The organism is Ruegeria arenilitoris, assembly GCF_013031355.1.
In the GTDB taxonomy this organism is placed as follows: domain Bacteria; phylum Pseudomonadota; class Alphaproteobacteria; order Rhodobacterales; family Rhodobacteraceae; genus Ruegeria; species Ruegeria arenilitoris_C.
This window is the reverse complement of record NZ_WPZO01000009.1, coordinates 1-14,509: the sequence shown is the minus strand read 5'-3', so window position 1 is coordinate 14,509 and position 14,509 is coordinate 1. Positions and strand designations below refer to the sequence as shown.

Sequence of the window (14,509 nt, the reverse complement as noted above, 5' to 3'; positions counted from 1 at the left end):
AGAAATTTTGCAATTGAAAAATATGTTTTTTTCTGCAGTTTTGTTGCCGGTTGCGAAACCGGCAAAACACAATGATGGGAACCCTGATGAACACACAAGCCGCGCGCCTTGTCCGAAAAACCGAACTGAGCCCGGATACGTCGGATTTCTGTTTCGAAATCCTCGGTGGCCGGTTCACAGGCCTCGAACCCGGCGCCCACGTGGACGTTCATCTGACCGAGGATCTGGTGCGCCAGTACTCGCTTTGGAGCTGGAGCCAAGACGGCCGCATGATCAACGTGGCCGTTAAACGTGAGGATGACGGGCGCGGCGGATCCCAGGCCATGCATGATCTGGAGGAAGGCGCTGAGCTTGCCATCGGCGGGCCACGCAATCACTTTCCGCTGGAAAGCCATGATCGCCACGTTACCCTGATTGCGGGCGGTATTGGAGCCACTCCGCTGGTGGCAATGGCACGCGAGTTGCTGAACCGGGGACAGGATTTCCGCGTCTATTACCTCGTGCGTTCGAAAGACTATGCCGCGATGGACAAACAGTTCCGCGCTCTGGGTCTGGATGAGTGGTATCACTTGCATTGTGACGATACCGATGGAGCGTTCGATCTGGCGGCGGTGATGCAATCCATGCCGATGGGGGCCGACGTCTATACTTGCGGCCCCGAGCCGATGTTGAACGCCGTATTGGAATCCGGCACTGCTCTGCGCGGTGGTGCGATCCATTTCGAACGGTTCGCCGCCGCGTCAGAGATCGAACACGCACCCAATGACAGCTTTGAGATTGAGGTTCATTCCACCGGCGCCGTCTACTCGGTGTCTAAGGAAGAAACGATCCTCGAGGTGCTCAAGACCAACGGCGTCCATGTGGATTTCGGCTGTTCGGAAGGGCTCTGCGGCTCTTGCATGGTTGATGTCGTTGAAGGCGAAGTGGATCATCGCGATGGCATCCTTACACCCGAGGAGCAGGCCACGAACAGCTATCTCTGCACCTGTGTGTCGCGCGCAAAATCCGACCGTCTGGTGCTGGCGCTCTAGCATCAGGCACACCCCGGACGCGCATCGTTTTGACCCTTGGGAATAAAACCCGCACGTCTTTGATCTTCGCTAAAGCAATATCCAACGATGCGCTTTGAATCCTTCAATCGCGGGCAAGACGGGTGCGGTTTGGGACATTGCACCAAGCCCAAAGGGACACGGTGCAATGTGTTTACAATCGATCAGGACAGCGCGGTTTGAACGTCCACGTTGCCCCGAACGGCGTTCGAATAAGGGCAGATTTTGTGGGCTGCTGCGGTCAGGCGTTCGGCCTCGGATTTGTCCACACCCGGCAGGGTAACCGTCAGAGAAACGGTCAGTCCAAAACCGCCAGCCTCACGTGGGCCAATGCCAACGGCAGCTTCGACTTTAACATCGGCTGGGACTTTCGGCAGGCTGCTGTCCTGCGTCGCCGCGTATTGCATAGCCCCAATATAGCAGGCCGAGTACCCAACCGCGAAAAGCTGCTCGGGATTATTGCCGTTCCCATTGCCACCCATTTCCTTGGGCGTGGCCAGATTCAGAATCACGTCGGAACCGGTGATTGTGCCTTTGCCGTCACGGCCACCGGTTGCGGCACCGTGGGCTGTGTAAAGGGGGGATACGGACATTGCGCTCTCCTTTATCGTTAGCGATTTAATCGTGCGCGATCAAATAAGAGGTGATTTCCTACCTGTCAATCTCTTGCGATTAAGTCGCTCGCGATTTAAATAAACCAAATGACCAAACAGGCCTTACCTCTGAACCAGCAACTTTGTTTTGCACTGTATTCCGCCAATAACGCGATGGGGCGCTTGTATCGGCCGTTGCTGGCCGAGCTTGGGCTGACTTACCCGCAATACCTTGTCTTGCTGGCGCTTTGGGAAACCGACAACCGTTCGGTCAGCGCGTTGGGTGACGCGCTGACGTTGGAAAGCAACACGTTGACCCCATTGCTCAAAAGGATGGAGGGGGCTGATCTGGTGCAGCGCCTGCGCAATCCGCAAGATGAGCGGAGCGTGACGATTTCGCTGACCGAAAAAGGGCGGGCGTTGGAAGAAAAGGCGTATGAGATCGGCCTGTGCATCTCGCGCGCAACAGGCCGGGACGATGACGAGCTGAACGCGCTGCGGAGTCAAATACAGGCCCTTGCCGCTCGCTTGCGATCAGAGGTCTGATCGGACATCGGCGGGACATTCAATCCATCCGCTTCCTGTTTCTGAGTTGGTACGGAGTTTCGCCGAATTCGGCCTTGAAGCACCTCGAGAAATGGCTGGGCGTTTCGAACCCGGTGGCCAGGGCAACATCGATGATCGGTTGAGATGACTGAATAAGCAGCCGGTAGGCCTCTCTCAGGCGGATTTTTCTGTAATGCTGTTTTGGGGTGATACCCAGGTATTTCTTGAAGAGCCGCTCGATCTGCCGTCGCGAGATACCGGCCTGATCCGCCAGAACGGCGGGTGACACCGGCTCTTCGATCTGTTTTTCCATCGCTGCGATCACGCGCGATACTGTGCGGTTTGGAACTGTCAGACTATTTGGGATACTTGTGTCGACGGATTTCTGAATCTGCCTGAGCGGCGTGTAGCACATACATTCAGCAACGCCGCTGGCGAAATCCGCGCCGTGATCCTGTTCGATGAAGTCCAAAAACAAGTCGATGGCAGATACACCGCCCGAACTGGAACAGCGCAGGGACTCTGAGACATGGGTCTGTCGGCTGAGTTCCACACCTGGATGGGTTTCCTTGAAACCGACCCTGTACCAAGAGTGAATCGCGGCAGTTGCGTCTTCCATCAGGCCCGCCTGAGCCATCAGTATGGCCCCGGTGCCCAGCCCGGTGACGCGCACCTCGCCGCGCGCGAGGCGCCCAAGGCTGACTTCAAGGTCGAATGCGTCCAACTCAAAGACATGCTCGCCCGAAACCACAACGATATCCCGGGCCGCCGCGACATCCTTCAGCGCGAAATCAACCGCAACATCACATCCGATACTGGATCGAACGGCCTGTTCTCCGGTGCCGCACAGCGTCCAGTCATAGAGCTTTCTGTCCGCAACGAGGTTCGCATTCTGCAACGTCTCGATGGCCGAAATCAGCGACAAATGTGAAAAATGCGGCAGCAGGACAAAGTGAAACAGATGCGGTTTTGGGCCGGTATCTGTAACAGGGTGATCATGTGAAAGGGGCGGCTTCATTCCGGTCTGACGCGTGTCTTTTTGTTTTTCTAAATAATGATTGATCCCCTCAACTTAGTCCAGTCAGAGTTCTCAAGCTGAAACGCTCGACCACCAGGCTTATGGTGGGCCGGAAAGCTGGCCCTGGATGTTCCGGTCAATAGTTCCATCGGCCAGGGCAGAGATGTTCAAGTGTTCGAAAACGCACAAGGACATGTGAAGACGGGAAGTGGACGCAACAGGGTAAAAAGTCTATTGCATTTCTTCATCAGGAATTTATGGGAAGGAAGAGCGCTGCAGAATTGCGCCTGATGGATTTTCATTCTGCGCCGCCTTGCCTGAACAAGTTTCTAACACCCTGAGTGGCACCAAAAGCCGCTCAAATCACGACTATTTCTTAAGACAAAACACCGAACGGAGACGCAAAAGATGCTCAGAACCCGAGCCTTCCTGCTTACGTCATTGACTGTATTGCTTTCCGGTTTGACGTCCTTGGCCGCAGCGCAATCCAACAATCCAGTGCCGGTGACCGTTGTAACGTTGGAAGCGCAGGACGTGACCCTGTTTTCCGAACTGCCGGGCCGCGTCGCGGCGCTGGGTGTGGCCGAAGTCAGGCCGCAGGTCTCTGGAATTGTTGTCGAACGTCTGTTTCAGGAAGGCGGCACCGTTCAGGAAGGCGATGCTATGTATCGCATCGACGATGACGTCTATGACGCGCAGGTGCAACAGGCCACTGCGAGTGTCGCTCAGGCCAAGGCTCGGCTGACGGCCGCGGAAAAGGAAGAACAGCGCGTGGCAGAGCTGTTGCTGCGTAACGTAGCCAGCCAGCAGGCGGTTGACAGCGCTGTGGCAGAGCGCGACGCGGCCAAGGCGGCTTTGCTGGTGGCGCAGGCACAGTTGCAAACCGCAAAGATCGACCTGCAGCATACAACGATCCGCGCACCCCTTTCAGGCCGCGTCGGTCGGGCGCTGGCCACGCAAGGCGCGCTGGTCACCGCACAGCAGGCCGAACCGCTGGCTGTCATCCGACAGATTGACCGTGTCTATGTGGACGTTGCTGTCTCAACTCAGGATGTGTTGCGGTTCAACCGGGCCGTAGCCTCGCAGACGGCAGCTCTGCAAACGATCGACCCGACAGTGACGGTTTCGCTGGCGGACGGGTCGACCTTTGATCAGACCGGAACAGTTCTTGCGGCGGAACCACAGGTAGACCCGCAGACAGGTGTATCGGTTCTGCGGATCGAGTTCCCGAACCCCAACCAGATTGTCTTGCCCGGCATGTATGTCACTGCGCATCTGCCGGTCGAGGTTCTGCGGGGCGCAGTGCTTGCACCGCAGCAGGGCGTCGCGCGCAACCGGCGCGGCCAGCCGACCGCGATGGTGGTGGACGAAAACAATACGGTGGCCGAACGGATTCTGACCGTGCGAGGCACCGAAGGCAACAAATGGATCGTGACGGACGGCCTGAAGGCCGGTGACCGCCTGATCGTTGCGGGGCTGCAAAAGATAGGGGTCGGCGCGACGGTAGCCCCAACCGAGGAACCGGAGTCCTGAACCGCGCGGACGGACTAAGGCGCTCAGACTCCCGCAACAAAATGTGAAAGTTCCCCATGGCACGTTTCTTTATCGACCGACCTGTTTTTGCATGGGTCATTTCCATTCTGCTGATGGGCATCGGCACGCTGGCTGTTTTCAACCTGCCGGTTGCGCAATACCCGCAGATCGCACCGCCGACGGTTGAGGTCACTGCGTCTTACTCCGGCGCTTCTGCCCAGACCGTGAACAACACCGTGACGCAAGTGATCGAGGAGCAGATGACCGGCCTTGATGGGCTGCGATACATCAACTCGTCCTCGACTTCGACCGGGACATCCACGGTCACGCTGACCTTTGAAACCGGCACCGACCCGGACATTGCGCAGGTGCAGGTGCAGAACAAGCTGAGCCAGGCGACCCCGCTGCTGCCGGAAACGGTTCAACGGCAAGGCGTTATCGTCGAGAAATCCTCGGGTGGTTTCCTTCTGGTGGCAGCACTTGTGTCGACCGATGACCGCCTCGATGCGGTGGATTTGTCGGACTATATGGTGTCCAACATGGTCGACGAATTCAGCCGTCTGGAAGGGGTCGGCAACGTTCAGGTCTTTGGCGCGCAATATGCGATGCGTATTTGGCTGAACCCCGAACAGCTGGCCGCTTTCGAGTTGACGCCCGCGGATATCGTACAGGCGGTGTCGGAAGAAAATGCTCAGGTCTCGGCGGGGTCATTCGGCGCTCTGCCAGCGGTCGAAGGGCAGGCCCTGAACGCCACGATCACTGCGCAATCGTTGTTGTCCACGCCTGAAGACTTTGAACAGATCGTGGTGCGCGCGGAAACCGATGGCGGGCTTGTCCTGCTGCGCGACGTGGCGCGGGTTGAGATAGGGGCCGAAAGCTATACCACATCCGCGTGGTTCAACGGCAAGCCCACTGCGGGCATGGCCATCCGGCTGGCCTCGGGCGCCAACGCACTGGATACGGCAGAGCGGGTGAAGCACAAGCTAGACGAGGTTTCGGCCTTTTTCCCAGACGGCGTGGAATACGTCGTACCCTATGACACCACGCCCTTTGTCGAGATTTCGATCGAAGAAGTGGTCCACACGCTGATCGAGGCGATCGTTCTGGTCTTTCTCGTCATGTTCCTGTTCCTGCAAAGCCTGCGCGCAACAATCATTCCGACCCTCGCGGTGCCGGTCGTGTTGTTGGGAACGTTTGCGATCATCTCGGCCTTTGGTTTCACGATCAACACGTTGACCATGCTGGCGATGGTTCTGGCAATCGGCCTGCTGGTGGATGACGCCATCGTCGTGGTCGAAAACGTTGAACGGATCATGGAGGAAGAAGGGCTTTCCCCTTACGAAGCCACCAGGAAATCCATGGGTCAGATCACCGGCGCGCTGGTCGGGATCGCTCTGGTTCTGTCCGCCGTGTTCATCCCGATGGCGTTCTTTGGCGGCTCGACCGGGGTCATTTACCAGCAATTTTCGATCACGATCGTCTCGGCCATGATGCTGTCGGTTGTGGTGGCGCTGACTCTGACGCCCGCCTTGTGCGCGACGCTTTTGCGCAAGCCCGATCATGACAAGCGCAATCGCGGCCTGTTCGGATGGTTTAACCGCGGGTTCGACCGGCTGACCGAGAGTTATTCGTCGCTGGTCGGGTTCTCGATCCGGCGCCCGCTGCGTGTGGGATTGATCTATCTGCTGATCGGTGCCGCGATGGTGTTCCTGTTTGCCCGCACACCGACCGGCTTTTTGCCCGAAGAGGATCAGGGCATCCTTTTCACTCTGGTTCAGGGCCCGACCGGCTCTACCGCTGGGGCGACCGAGGAAGTGTTGGAACAGATTGAGCAGTACTATTTGGAGAATGAGGCCGAAAACGTCGAGTCGGTCTTTACCGTGCGCGGCTTCAGCTTTGCCGGGCTGGGGCAGAATATGGGCATTGCCTTTATCAGCCTGAAGGATTGGGACGAACGCAAGACCCCGGATCGCAGCGTTCAGGCCATCGCAGGCCGGGCCTTTGGTGCCTTCTCGCAGATTCAGGAAGCCTTTGTTTTCCCGATTGTGCCGCCCGCAGTGATCGAGCTTGGCAACGTCAGCGGTTTCGACTTTTACCTGCAGGCCCGTGATGGCCAAGGCCATGAAGAGTTGATGCAGGCCCGAAATCAACTGATGGGCCTAGCCATGCAAAGCGAGAAGATAGCCTCGATCCGCCCGAACGGACTTGAGGACGCGGCCCAGTTCAACATCAATCTGGATTGGCGCGCCGCCGGTGCGATGGGGCTGTCCGCGCAGGAAGTAGGTGAGCTTTTGTCGGTGGCCTGGGCCGGGCGCTATGTGAACGACTTCCTGGACCGGGGCCGGATCAAGCGCGTCTACGTTCAGGGCGACGCGCCGTACCGCATGGTCCCCGAGGATATCGAGGCTTGGCGGGTGCGCAACGATTCCGGTGGGCTGGTGCCCCTGTCGAACTTCTCGTCCGCGAATTGGCAATTCGGGCCGCAGGGGCTGTATCGCTATAACGGCGTGTCGGCCATTCAGCTGCAGGGCAGCCCTACACCAGGATTCACCACGGGTGAAGCAATGGCCGAAATCGAGGCGCTGGCACAGCAATTGCCGCCGGGATATCAGATCGCCTGGACGGGTCTGTCGCTGGAAGAACGGGAATCCGGGGATCAGGCAGGGATGCTTTATGCCCTGTCTTTGGCCGCAGTGTTCCTGTGTCTTGCGGCCCTGTACGAAAGCTGGACCATTCCTTTCGCGGTGATGCTGGCGATGCCGATCGGTGTCACCGGATCATTGGTCGGGGCCTGGCTGGGCGGGTTTGAAAACGGCGTTTATTTCCAGGTTGCACTGCTGACGGTGATTGGTCTGACCGGTAAGAACGCGATTCTTATCGTCGAGTTCGCCCGCGACAAGGTCGTAGCCGGAGAACCCTTGCTGCAAGCTGTCAAGGACGCGGCGCATCAGCGGTTCAGACCGATCCTGATGACTTCGATGGCGTTCTCGCTGGGGGTTCTGCCGCTGGTCCTGTCCACCGGCGCGGGTGCCGGGGGGCGTACGGCGATGGGCTCGGGCGTGATGGGTGGCGTCATCTCGGCCACGGTGTTGGGCGTTGTCTTCGTGCCGGTCTTCTTCGTGATGATCTACCGCGTGGTCAGACGCGTCGCGACGGAATGAAAAAAGGCGCTACCCAGCTATTTGGGCAGCGCCAGTCGGTCACAACTGACGGAAGACAGTTGTGGGGGGTTTCAGAAGTGGACGTAAAGCTCGTCCCCTTCCTGCGAGACGTCAAAGCGGCGTGTTTTGATGGACGAGTCCACCAGAAACTCGCCACTGCGAATGTCGAATTCCCATCCGTGCCAGGCGCAACGGACGATCTCACCGGCGCGGTCATAGACGAACTCGGTCGAGTCGGTTTCGCGGGTGGTGCCGCAAACCGGCCCTTCGCACAGGGCGGCACCTTTGTGGGGGCAGATGTTCAGCAGCGCGTGATAGCCGTCATCCAGTTTGAATACGCCGATCGGCATGTTTGACACGGTGACGATCTTGGCCGCATTGGCGGGAACTTCGTCGGTTTTGCAGGCGAAATGCTTGTTTGCCATGGTCGAAAGCTCCTTCTTTATTCTGCGGCGTGCGCCATAGGGCGCGGCAGGCGGGTGTAGACGTCCAACGCATTGAGCCCGAAGATTTTCTCGCGCCATGCAGGCGGGACGTGCAGCTTGTTGACGTCGTCGTAATCCCAGTGCGGATAGTCCGACGCGAACATCAGGGTGTTCTCGCCATCCATCGCCTCGAGCGTGGCCCACAGGTGCTGGATGTTCTCGGGCTGCTCCAGCGGCTGGGTCGACATGCGGATGTTTGATTTGAAGTACTCGGACGGCAGCCGCTTGAGCCACGGCGTTTCCTTGCGCAGCGCCTTGTAGTTCGAGTCCAGACGCCACAGGACCGATGGCACCCAGGCGACGCCACATTCGATGATCACCACCTTCAGCTCTGGCCATTTTTCGAACACACCATGGGCGATGAGGCTGGCCATGTGAGTCATAGCCGTTTGCGGCAGGATCGCATGGGTTTCCCAGAAGAAGGTCGAAGGCCCGGCACCGATGGGGGTCGAGTTGATACCACCCTGTCCGCCAAGGTGCATGGCAAACGGCAGGCCCATTTCGGCACAGGCTTCATAGATCGGATGGTAGAAGGGATCGCCGTAGGGGCGGGCGGCGCCGTGGCTCACCAAAACCTGAACGACACGGGGATGGCCGCCGACGCGACGGATTTCAGCAGCGGCGAGGTGCGGATCCTGCGGTGCCACCACGATTGATCCCCAGAACCGCTCGTCCTTGGGCAGCCAGTAGTCGATCATGTAGTCGTTATAGGCTTTGCACAGCGCATTGGCGTAATAGGGGTTGGCCAAGGTCGAGGCTTCGATCGGTTCGTCGCCGGTCAGAATTGCAACGTCGATATTGTATTTATCGAGGTGCTTTTCTTTCATTATCAGATAGTTATCGTCTTCCTCAATCGGGTTCACATCATGGCGGGCGAAACCTTCGGGGTGGAACCATGGGCGGTGGCCGTGGGGGAAGGCACCGCGCGGGCCGGTCCGCTCGCCGCGGACAAACATGTCCTTGAACAGACCATCCATATACGGTTCCAGAACCGTGGCGCTGCACCAATAGTTGTGGCAGTCGCAATCGACGATGAACATGAACTTCTCCTGTTGCTGGCGCCAAAAGGGCGGGCTTTTTATCTTGTTCAACGACGCTTGATATCTGCGAAGTTTTGACAAATAAATGCAATTGAAACTCATCTATCAATCGAGATTTTCGATTAAATGAACCGCCAACTGCTAGTGACCTACATGGATGTTCTGGAAACGCGGAACTTCAACCGCACCGCCGAACGTCTGAATGTGACCCAATCCACAGTCAGCGCCCGCATCCGCCAGTTGGAGCAGGAGCTGGACACGCGCCTGTTCGAGCGCGGTCGGGGCGGGGCCGAGCCCACGGCTGCGGGTCGGCGATTTGAAACCCATTGCCGATCGCTGCTGGCCGCCTGGAGCCTTGCGCGGCGTGATGTCGAGGCCGGTGGCGGTGGCAAAAGACAGCGTTTGCGGATTTCCGTTCAGTTCAGCCTGGCGCGATCTGTGCTGATCGATTGGGCGAAGGTGGTCCGGGAAAGAAACCCGCATCTGGATCTGTATCTCGAGGCCAACTTCTCACAACAGATTCAACGCGATGTTTTGACCGGTGAGACTGATATCGGAATTGTCTTCGTCCCGCAGCAGGCACCGGACATGTTTGTCAGCGAATTGGGCAGCGAAAGCTATGTAATGCTGTCCACCGATTGTGACCGGGTCGAGGATGTATCCTGGCCGCGTTACATTCAGGTCGCCTATACATCCTATTTTGACCGCCAGCATGATGAGGCCTTTTCGGATCAGCCGCAAAGCTCGACCGTTGTTGGAAGCGACGATCTTGCGCTGGACTTCCTGAAATCCAGCGGTGGAACCGCCTATTTCCCCGGCTTTGCCGCCCCGGGCCTGTGCGCCGAGTATCCGTCATTGCAACGGGTGATGGATGCACCCGTGATCCCCCAGCCCATCTATTCCATCGTTCATGTGCGAAAACGTCATGATGCGTTGGTGGCGCAGGCCGTCACCCTGTTCAAAGAACTGATCCAGTACCGATCAATCGTTTTAACCGATTGATACCGCAATTCTGCGCCGTTTTTCAGTTCCACTGCACCATTATCCTCGCGCGAACCCTATTCTGGAGGTTTCCGCAAGATGCTCGTTGCGACGGACAGTCCGTTTTCCCTGAGTTCAGCCAATAACCAACCCTGCTACGCGGGTGGGCCTGCCACTTTGACCTGCAAGGCGGTGATCGACGAAACACATGACAGCAAGACCTTCGTCTTCGAAGACACGCAAAGCCGCAGCTTCGACTTTAAGCCCGGCCAGTACGTGACCTTCTGTTTCGAGATCGAGGGCAAGCCGCATGTGCGCGCCTATTCGATCTCGTCCACGCCGACCCGGCCTCACAACATTCAGGTTACAGTCAAGCGTGTTCCGGGTGGGATGGTGTCCAACTATCTGAACGATCAAATGAAACCCGGCATGGAACTTGAGATCGCGGACATCACCGGCGGCTTCAATTGGGTGGATATTCCCAGCGACAAGCCTCTGTTCCTGTCCGGTGGTTCAGGCGTCACTCCGGTTATGTCGATGCTGCAATACGTCACCGACGTGACCTTGCCCAAGGACATCGTTTTTGTGCATTTCGCGCGCTCGCCGAAAGACATCATCTTCCGCGATCAGCTGGAATTTCTGAACCGACGCTTTGCCAATGTGACTGTCCACATGATTGTGGATGAGGCCGAAGACGGGTTCGTGGGCGAAACCGGTCAGATATCGGCTGACCTGCTGCAGCGTCTTGTGCCTGATCACGCCGAGCGCAGCATTTTCATGTGTGGCCCCGAGGGTTTCATGAAAGCAGCGCGCGACGTGGCCTCGGTCATCCCGTTTGCTGCGGTGCACGAGGAAAGCTTTGGCGAGAAGATCACCATCGAAGAAAGCAGCGGCACAGGGGGTGAGGTCTATTTCTCGCTCAGCGGTCTGCATGGGCACGCGGACGAAGGCCAAACCCTGCTTGAGGCAGCGCTGAATGCCGGGGTTTGGATCGATTCCGCCTGTCAGCAGGGCGTGTGTGGCAACTGCAAAGTGCGCCTGACCCAGGGCGACGTCGAAATGCAGGACATGGGCGGGCTGCAACCCGGCGATACCGAACAGGGCTACGTGCTGGCCTGCTGCAGCTGGCCTAAAGGACCGGTCGCGTTGGACGCGTGACCGGCAAAAACCACAACAAGAACAAATGAAAGCGGAGGAACCGTTTCACCCAAACAAGAGACAATCCAAAGGGAGGACTTAGGATGTCAAACGACGACAACAAAATCGCGGAGCCATTGACGGACCTGCCGATTAAAACCGCAGATACCGGGTTTTATTCGGGGTTCAGCGTTGATGTAACCGTAACGGCAAAGCTCGCGGTAGGCGGCCTTGTAATTTGGGCGGTCGCCTTCCCCGAGCAGGCCGGAACGGTCCTGTCCGGGTTCAACAGCTTTATCCTGTCCAACTTTGCCAGCTGGTACATCTACGTGATGGCCCTGTTCGTGCTGGTTTGCATTGGGTTGGCAATCTGGCCCGCAGCGGGCCGGCTGAAAATCGGCATGGATGACGATGTGCCGGAGTTCTCCAACTTCTCGTGGTTTTCCATGATGTTCGGGGCCGGGATCGGTGTGGGGATGCTGACCTGGGCCGTGGCTGAACCGGTCTATCACTTCAAGAACAACCCGGATGTGATCCAAGGCCTTGCGACCGGGGCAGGGGCGGACAACGTCTTGAATGCCTATAAATGGTCCTATCTGCACTGGGGGTTCTCGGCCTGGGCGTCCTATGCGATTGCCGGTCTGGGGCTGGGCTATTTCGCGTATCGCCGTGGCCTGCCGCTGACCATCCGGTCGTCGCTGACACCACTTTTCGGTTCCAGCCTGTCGGGCTGGCTGGGTCACGCCATCGATATCGTTGCGGTGATCGCCACCATTCTGGGCGTTGCGCAAACGCTGGGCTTCGGGGTCGAGCAATTCGTTGCTGGCATGGCACGCATCGGAGTAGGTGAGTGGCTGCTGAATGATGAAGGCACGGCCTCCTCGGTCGGGATCATATTTGCTATCGTCGTCATTATGGGGGCCTCTACCTTGTCGGCCCTGTCCGGCGTGGGCAAAGGCATCAAGTGGCTGTCGAACCTGAACATGGTTCTGTCCATCTTCCTGCTGTCGTTCTTCCTGATTTTTGGCTCGACCTTCTTTGGCCTGCACGCCCTGTTTGTCGGCGTCTGGGAATACCTGGTTGCGCTGCCGGGCATGCTGTTTACCGTCTTCCGCGGTGACGGGGCCGGAGGCGTCGCCGACAGTCTGGAAGGCTGGCAGGGCGGCTGGTCGGTGTTCTACTGGGCCTGGTGGGTCGCATTCGCACCGTTTGTCGGCCTGTTCCTAGCCCGCATCTCGCGCGGCCGCACCATTCGCGAGTTCGTTCTGGGTGCGGTGATCGTGCCTGCGATCATGTGCTTTGTCTGGTTCTCCTTCGCGGGTGGAACTGCGATTGATCTGGAGTTGAACGGTGGCGCAAATGACGTCATCTTCAGTGCCTCCGACGGTGACAAGATCTTTGCGATGACCGGTTTCATGCTGGGTGAGCTGCTGGGTTGGATGATGGCGATCGTGATCGTTGTGCTGCTGATGACCTATCTGGTGACCTCGGCGGACTCGGCGGTGCTTATCGTCAACACCATCAACGCGGCGGGCGACGAAGGTCCAAAGGCGCGGCCTCACATCATCTTCTGGGGCGTTGCTCTGGGGCTGGTTGTTGCGGCACTGCTGCTGGTTGGCGGGTTGAAGGCGATCCAGACAGCGATGGTGATCGGTGCGCTGCCGTTCTCACTGGTGATGGTTCTGATGTGTATTGCCCTGATCAAAGCGATCTGGCGCGACAGCATCCGGTCGTCGCATGGTGTGCAGAGTACCTTTGCCGAAGCTGAAGAAGCTAACTGACGAAATCCCGGCCAGCCCTGATGGGCTGGCCAAGTCGACGCGGTCAACCGCACAAAAAATGCGAGGGCGCAAACCCTCGCATTTTCTGTTTTACAGGCTTGAACGGTTCAGGCCGCAGCGATCTGGCCCGCTTTCTCTACCAGTACTTCAGCCTGACGGATCGACGCATAATCGATCAGGCGGCCGTCCAGCGAAACCGCGCCTTTGCCTGCGGCTTCGGCCTCGGCCATGGCAACAAGAATGCGCTGAGCCTTGTTGACCTCGGCGTCGGACGGCGACATCACCTCGTTCGCCAGCGCGATCTGGCTGGGGTGGATCGCCCATTTGCCTTCGCAACCCAGAACCGCCGCACGTTTGGCCGCGGCACGATAGCCGTCGGGATCCTGGAAATCGCCGAAAGGCCCATCAATCGGGCGCAGGCCATTGGCGCGGGCGGCAACCACCATACGGGCCAGAGCGTAGTGCCACATGTCGCCCCAATGGGTCATGCGACCACCATCCGCGTCCGCATCGGTCAGCACCGAGTAGTCGGGGTTCACGCCGCCGATGATCGTGGTCCGCGCGCGGGTCGAGGCCGCATAGTCGGCAACGCCAAAGTGCAGGCTTTCGTTGCGCTTCGACGCGGCTGCGATCTCGCTGACATTCTGCATCCCCAGCGCAGTTTCGATGATGTGCTCGAAGCCGATGCGTTTCTTGTAGCCCTTGGCGTCTTCGATCTGAGTAACCAGCATATCGACGGCATAGACATCAGCGGCGGTGCCGACCTTGGGGATCATGATCAAGTCCAGCCGTTCACCAGCCTGTTCGACCACATCCACCACGTCGCGGTACATGTAGTGGGTGTCCAGACCGTTGATCCGCACCGACATGGTCTTGTTGCCCCAGTCGATGTCGTTCAGCGCTTCGATGATGTTCTTGCGCGCCTGTTCCTTTTCATCGGGCGCAACGGCGTCTTCCAGATCAAGGAAAATGACGTCTACATTCGACTGCGCCGCCTTTTCGAACATACCGGGCTGACTGCCCGGAACGGCCAGCTCGCTGCGGTTCAGACGGGCAGGGGCTTGTTCAATGGAATGAAAGCTCATGGTTCGGGTCCTTCAACTTACAGGTTGGGATAGATTGGGAATTTGGCGCAGAGGTCTGCGACCTCGGCTTTGACCTTGGCTTCGACTTCGCCGTTGCCGT

12 protein-coding genes are annotated in these 14,509 nt (G+C 58.3%); 7 read left to right on the top strand and 5 right to left on the bottom strand.

What is annotated here, in order from left to right; all coding sequences use genetic code 11:
* Positions 1–86 precede the first annotated feature (86 nt).
* Positions 87–1,031 (top strand): PDR/VanB family oxidoreductase, encoded by a 945-nt coding sequence (locus GOX63_RS17945; protein ID WP_170546686.1) that lies wholly within the window; start codon positions 87–89, stop codon positions 1,029–1,031.
* A gap of 182 nt (positions 1,032–1,213) precedes the next feature.
* Here the strand turns inward: GOX63_RS17945 and GOX63_RS17940 are convergent, their stop codons facing one another.
* Positions 1,214–1,642 (bottom strand): organic hydroperoxide resistance protein, encoded by a 429-nt coding sequence (locus tag GOX63_RS17940; RefSeq protein WP_170546684.1) that lies wholly within the window; start codon positions 1,640–1,642, stop codon positions 1,214–1,216.
* Positions 1,643–1,750: 108 nt separating this feature from the next.
* On the opposite strand from GOX63_RS17940, the gene GOX63_RS17935 reads away from it, so the two are divergent.
* Positions 1,751–2,188, top strand: coding sequence for a MarR family winged helix-turn-helix transcriptional regulator (locus tag GOX63_RS17935; protein ID WP_170546681.1), 438 nt, complete (start codon positions 1,751–1,753; stop codon positions 2,186–2,188).
* Positions 2,189–2,207: 19 nt separating this feature from the next.
* Here GOX63_RS17935 and GOX63_RS17930 read toward each other — a convergent pair whose 3' ends face one another.
* The gene (locus GOX63_RS17930) at positions 2,208–3,206 is read right to left on the bottom strand and encodes a GlxA family transcriptional regulator (protein WP_170546678.1); all 999 of its coding nucleotides are present in this window, start codon (positions 3,204–3,206) and stop codon (positions 2,208–2,210) included.
* A 408-nt stretch (positions 3,207–3,614) separates the two neighbouring features.
* Here GOX63_RS17930 and GOX63_RS17925 point away from each other — a divergent pair, with 408 nt between their 5' ends.
* Positions 3,615–4,739: an efflux RND transporter periplasmic adaptor subunit gene (locus tag GOX63_RS17925; protein ID WP_170546675.1), complete on the top strand. Its 1,125-nt coding sequence runs from the start codon at positions 3,615–3,617 to the stop codon at positions 4,737–4,739.
* A gap of 56 nt (positions 4,740–4,795) precedes the next feature.
* Entirely contained in the window at positions 4,796–7,900 is a 3,105-nt protein-coding gene (locus tag GOX63_RS17920) for an efflux RND transporter permease subunit (protein ID WP_170327722.1), read from the top strand.
* 71 nt (positions 7,901–7,971) lie between these two features.
* Here the strand turns inward: GOX63_RS17920 and GOX63_RS17915 are convergent, their stop codons facing one another.
* Complete coding sequence (locus GOX63_RS17915) at positions 7,972–8,325, bottom strand: Rieske (2Fe-2S) protein (RefSeq protein ID WP_170327723.1); 354 nt, start codon at positions 8,323–8,325, stop codon at positions 7,972–7,974.
* 17 nt (positions 8,326–8,342) lie between these two features.
* Complete coding sequence (locus GOX63_RS17910; RefSeq protein ID WP_170327724.1) at positions 8,343–9,425, bottom strand: amidohydrolase family protein; 1,083 nt, start codon at positions 9,423–9,425, stop codon at positions 8,343–8,345.
* 126 nt (positions 9,426–9,551) lie between these two features.
* Between GOX63_RS17910 and GOX63_RS17905 the strand changes: the two genes are divergently transcribed.
* From GOX63_RS17905 to GOX63_RS17895, 3 genes are all read left to right on the top strand, one after another.
* Positions 9,552–10,427, top strand: a complete 876-nt coding sequence (locus GOX63_RS17905) for a LysR family transcriptional regulator (RefSeq protein ID WP_170327725.1) — start codon at positions 9,552–9,554, stop codon at positions 10,425–10,427.
* 78 nt (positions 10,428–10,505) lie between these two features.
* Entirely contained in the window at positions 10,506–11,564 is a 1,059-nt protein-coding gene (locus GOX63_RS17900) for a hybrid-cluster NAD(P)-dependent oxidoreductase (RefSeq protein WP_170327726.1), read from the top strand.
* An 83-nt stretch (positions 11,565–11,647) separates the two neighbouring features.
* The gene (locus GOX63_RS17895) at positions 11,648–13,324 is read left to right on the top strand and encodes a BCCT family transporter (protein WP_170327727.1); all 1,677 of its coding nucleotides are present in this window, start codon (positions 11,648–11,650) and stop codon (positions 13,322–13,324) included.
* A gap of 107 nt (positions 13,325–13,431) precedes the next feature.
* Here the strand turns inward: GOX63_RS17895 and GOX63_RS17890 are convergent, their stop codons facing one another.
* On the bottom strand, positions 13,432–14,409 hold the full coding sequence (locus GOX63_RS17890; protein WP_170327728.1) for an HpcH/HpaI aldolase/citrate lyase family protein: 978 nt from the start codon (positions 14,407–14,409) through the stop codon (positions 13,432–13,434).
* Positions 14,410–14,509: the final 100 nt, after the last annotated feature.

Excerpts from the sequence above, each read along its gene's own strand:
- GOX63_RS17945 (WP_170546686.1), top strand. The coding sequence starts at position 87 with ATGAACACACAAGCCGCGCGCCTTGTCCGAAAAACCGAACTGAGCCCG.
- GOX63_RS17940 (WP_170546684.1), bottom strand. The coding sequence starts at position 1,642 with ATGTCCGTATCCCCCCTTTACACAGCCCACGGTGCCGCAACCGGTGGC.
- GOX63_RS17935 (WP_170546681.1), top strand. The coding sequence starts at position 1,751 with ATGACCAAACAGGCCTTACCTCTGAACCAGCAACTTTGTTTTGCACTG.
- GOX63_RS17930 (WP_170546678.1), bottom strand. The coding sequence starts at position 3,206 with ATGAAGCCGCCCCTTTCACATGATCACCCTGTTACAGATACCGGCCCA.
- GOX63_RS17925 (WP_170546675.1), top strand. The coding sequence starts at position 3,615 with ATGCTCAGAACCCGAGCCTTCCTGCTTACGTCATTGACTGTATTGCTT.
- GOX63_RS17920 (WP_170327722.1), top strand. The coding sequence starts at position 4,796 with ATGGCACGTTTCTTTATCGACCGACCTGTTTTTGCATGGGTCATTTCC.
- GOX63_RS17915 (WP_170327723.1), bottom strand. The coding sequence starts at position 8,325 with ATGGCAAACAAGCATTTCGCCTGCAAAACCGACGAAGTTCCCGCCAAT.
- GOX63_RS17910 (WP_170327724.1), bottom strand. The coding sequence starts at position 9,425 with ATGTTCATCGTCGATTGCGACTGCCACAACTATTGGTGCAGCGCCACG.
- GOX63_RS17905 (WP_170327725.1), top strand. The coding sequence starts at position 9,552 with ATGAACCGCCAACTGCTAGTGACCTACATGGATGTTCTGGAAACGCGG.
- GOX63_RS17900 (WP_170327726.1), top strand. The coding sequence starts at position 10,506 with ATGCTCGTTGCGACGGACAGTCCGTTTTCCCTGAGTTCAGCCAATAAC.
- GOX63_RS17895 (WP_170327727.1), top strand. The coding sequence starts at position 11,648 with ATGTCAAACGACGACAACAAAATCGCGGAGCCATTGACGGACCTGCCG.
- GOX63_RS17890 (WP_170327728.1), bottom strand. The coding sequence starts at position 14,409 with ATGAGCTTTCATTCCATTGAACAAGCCCCTGCCCGTCTGAACCGCAGC.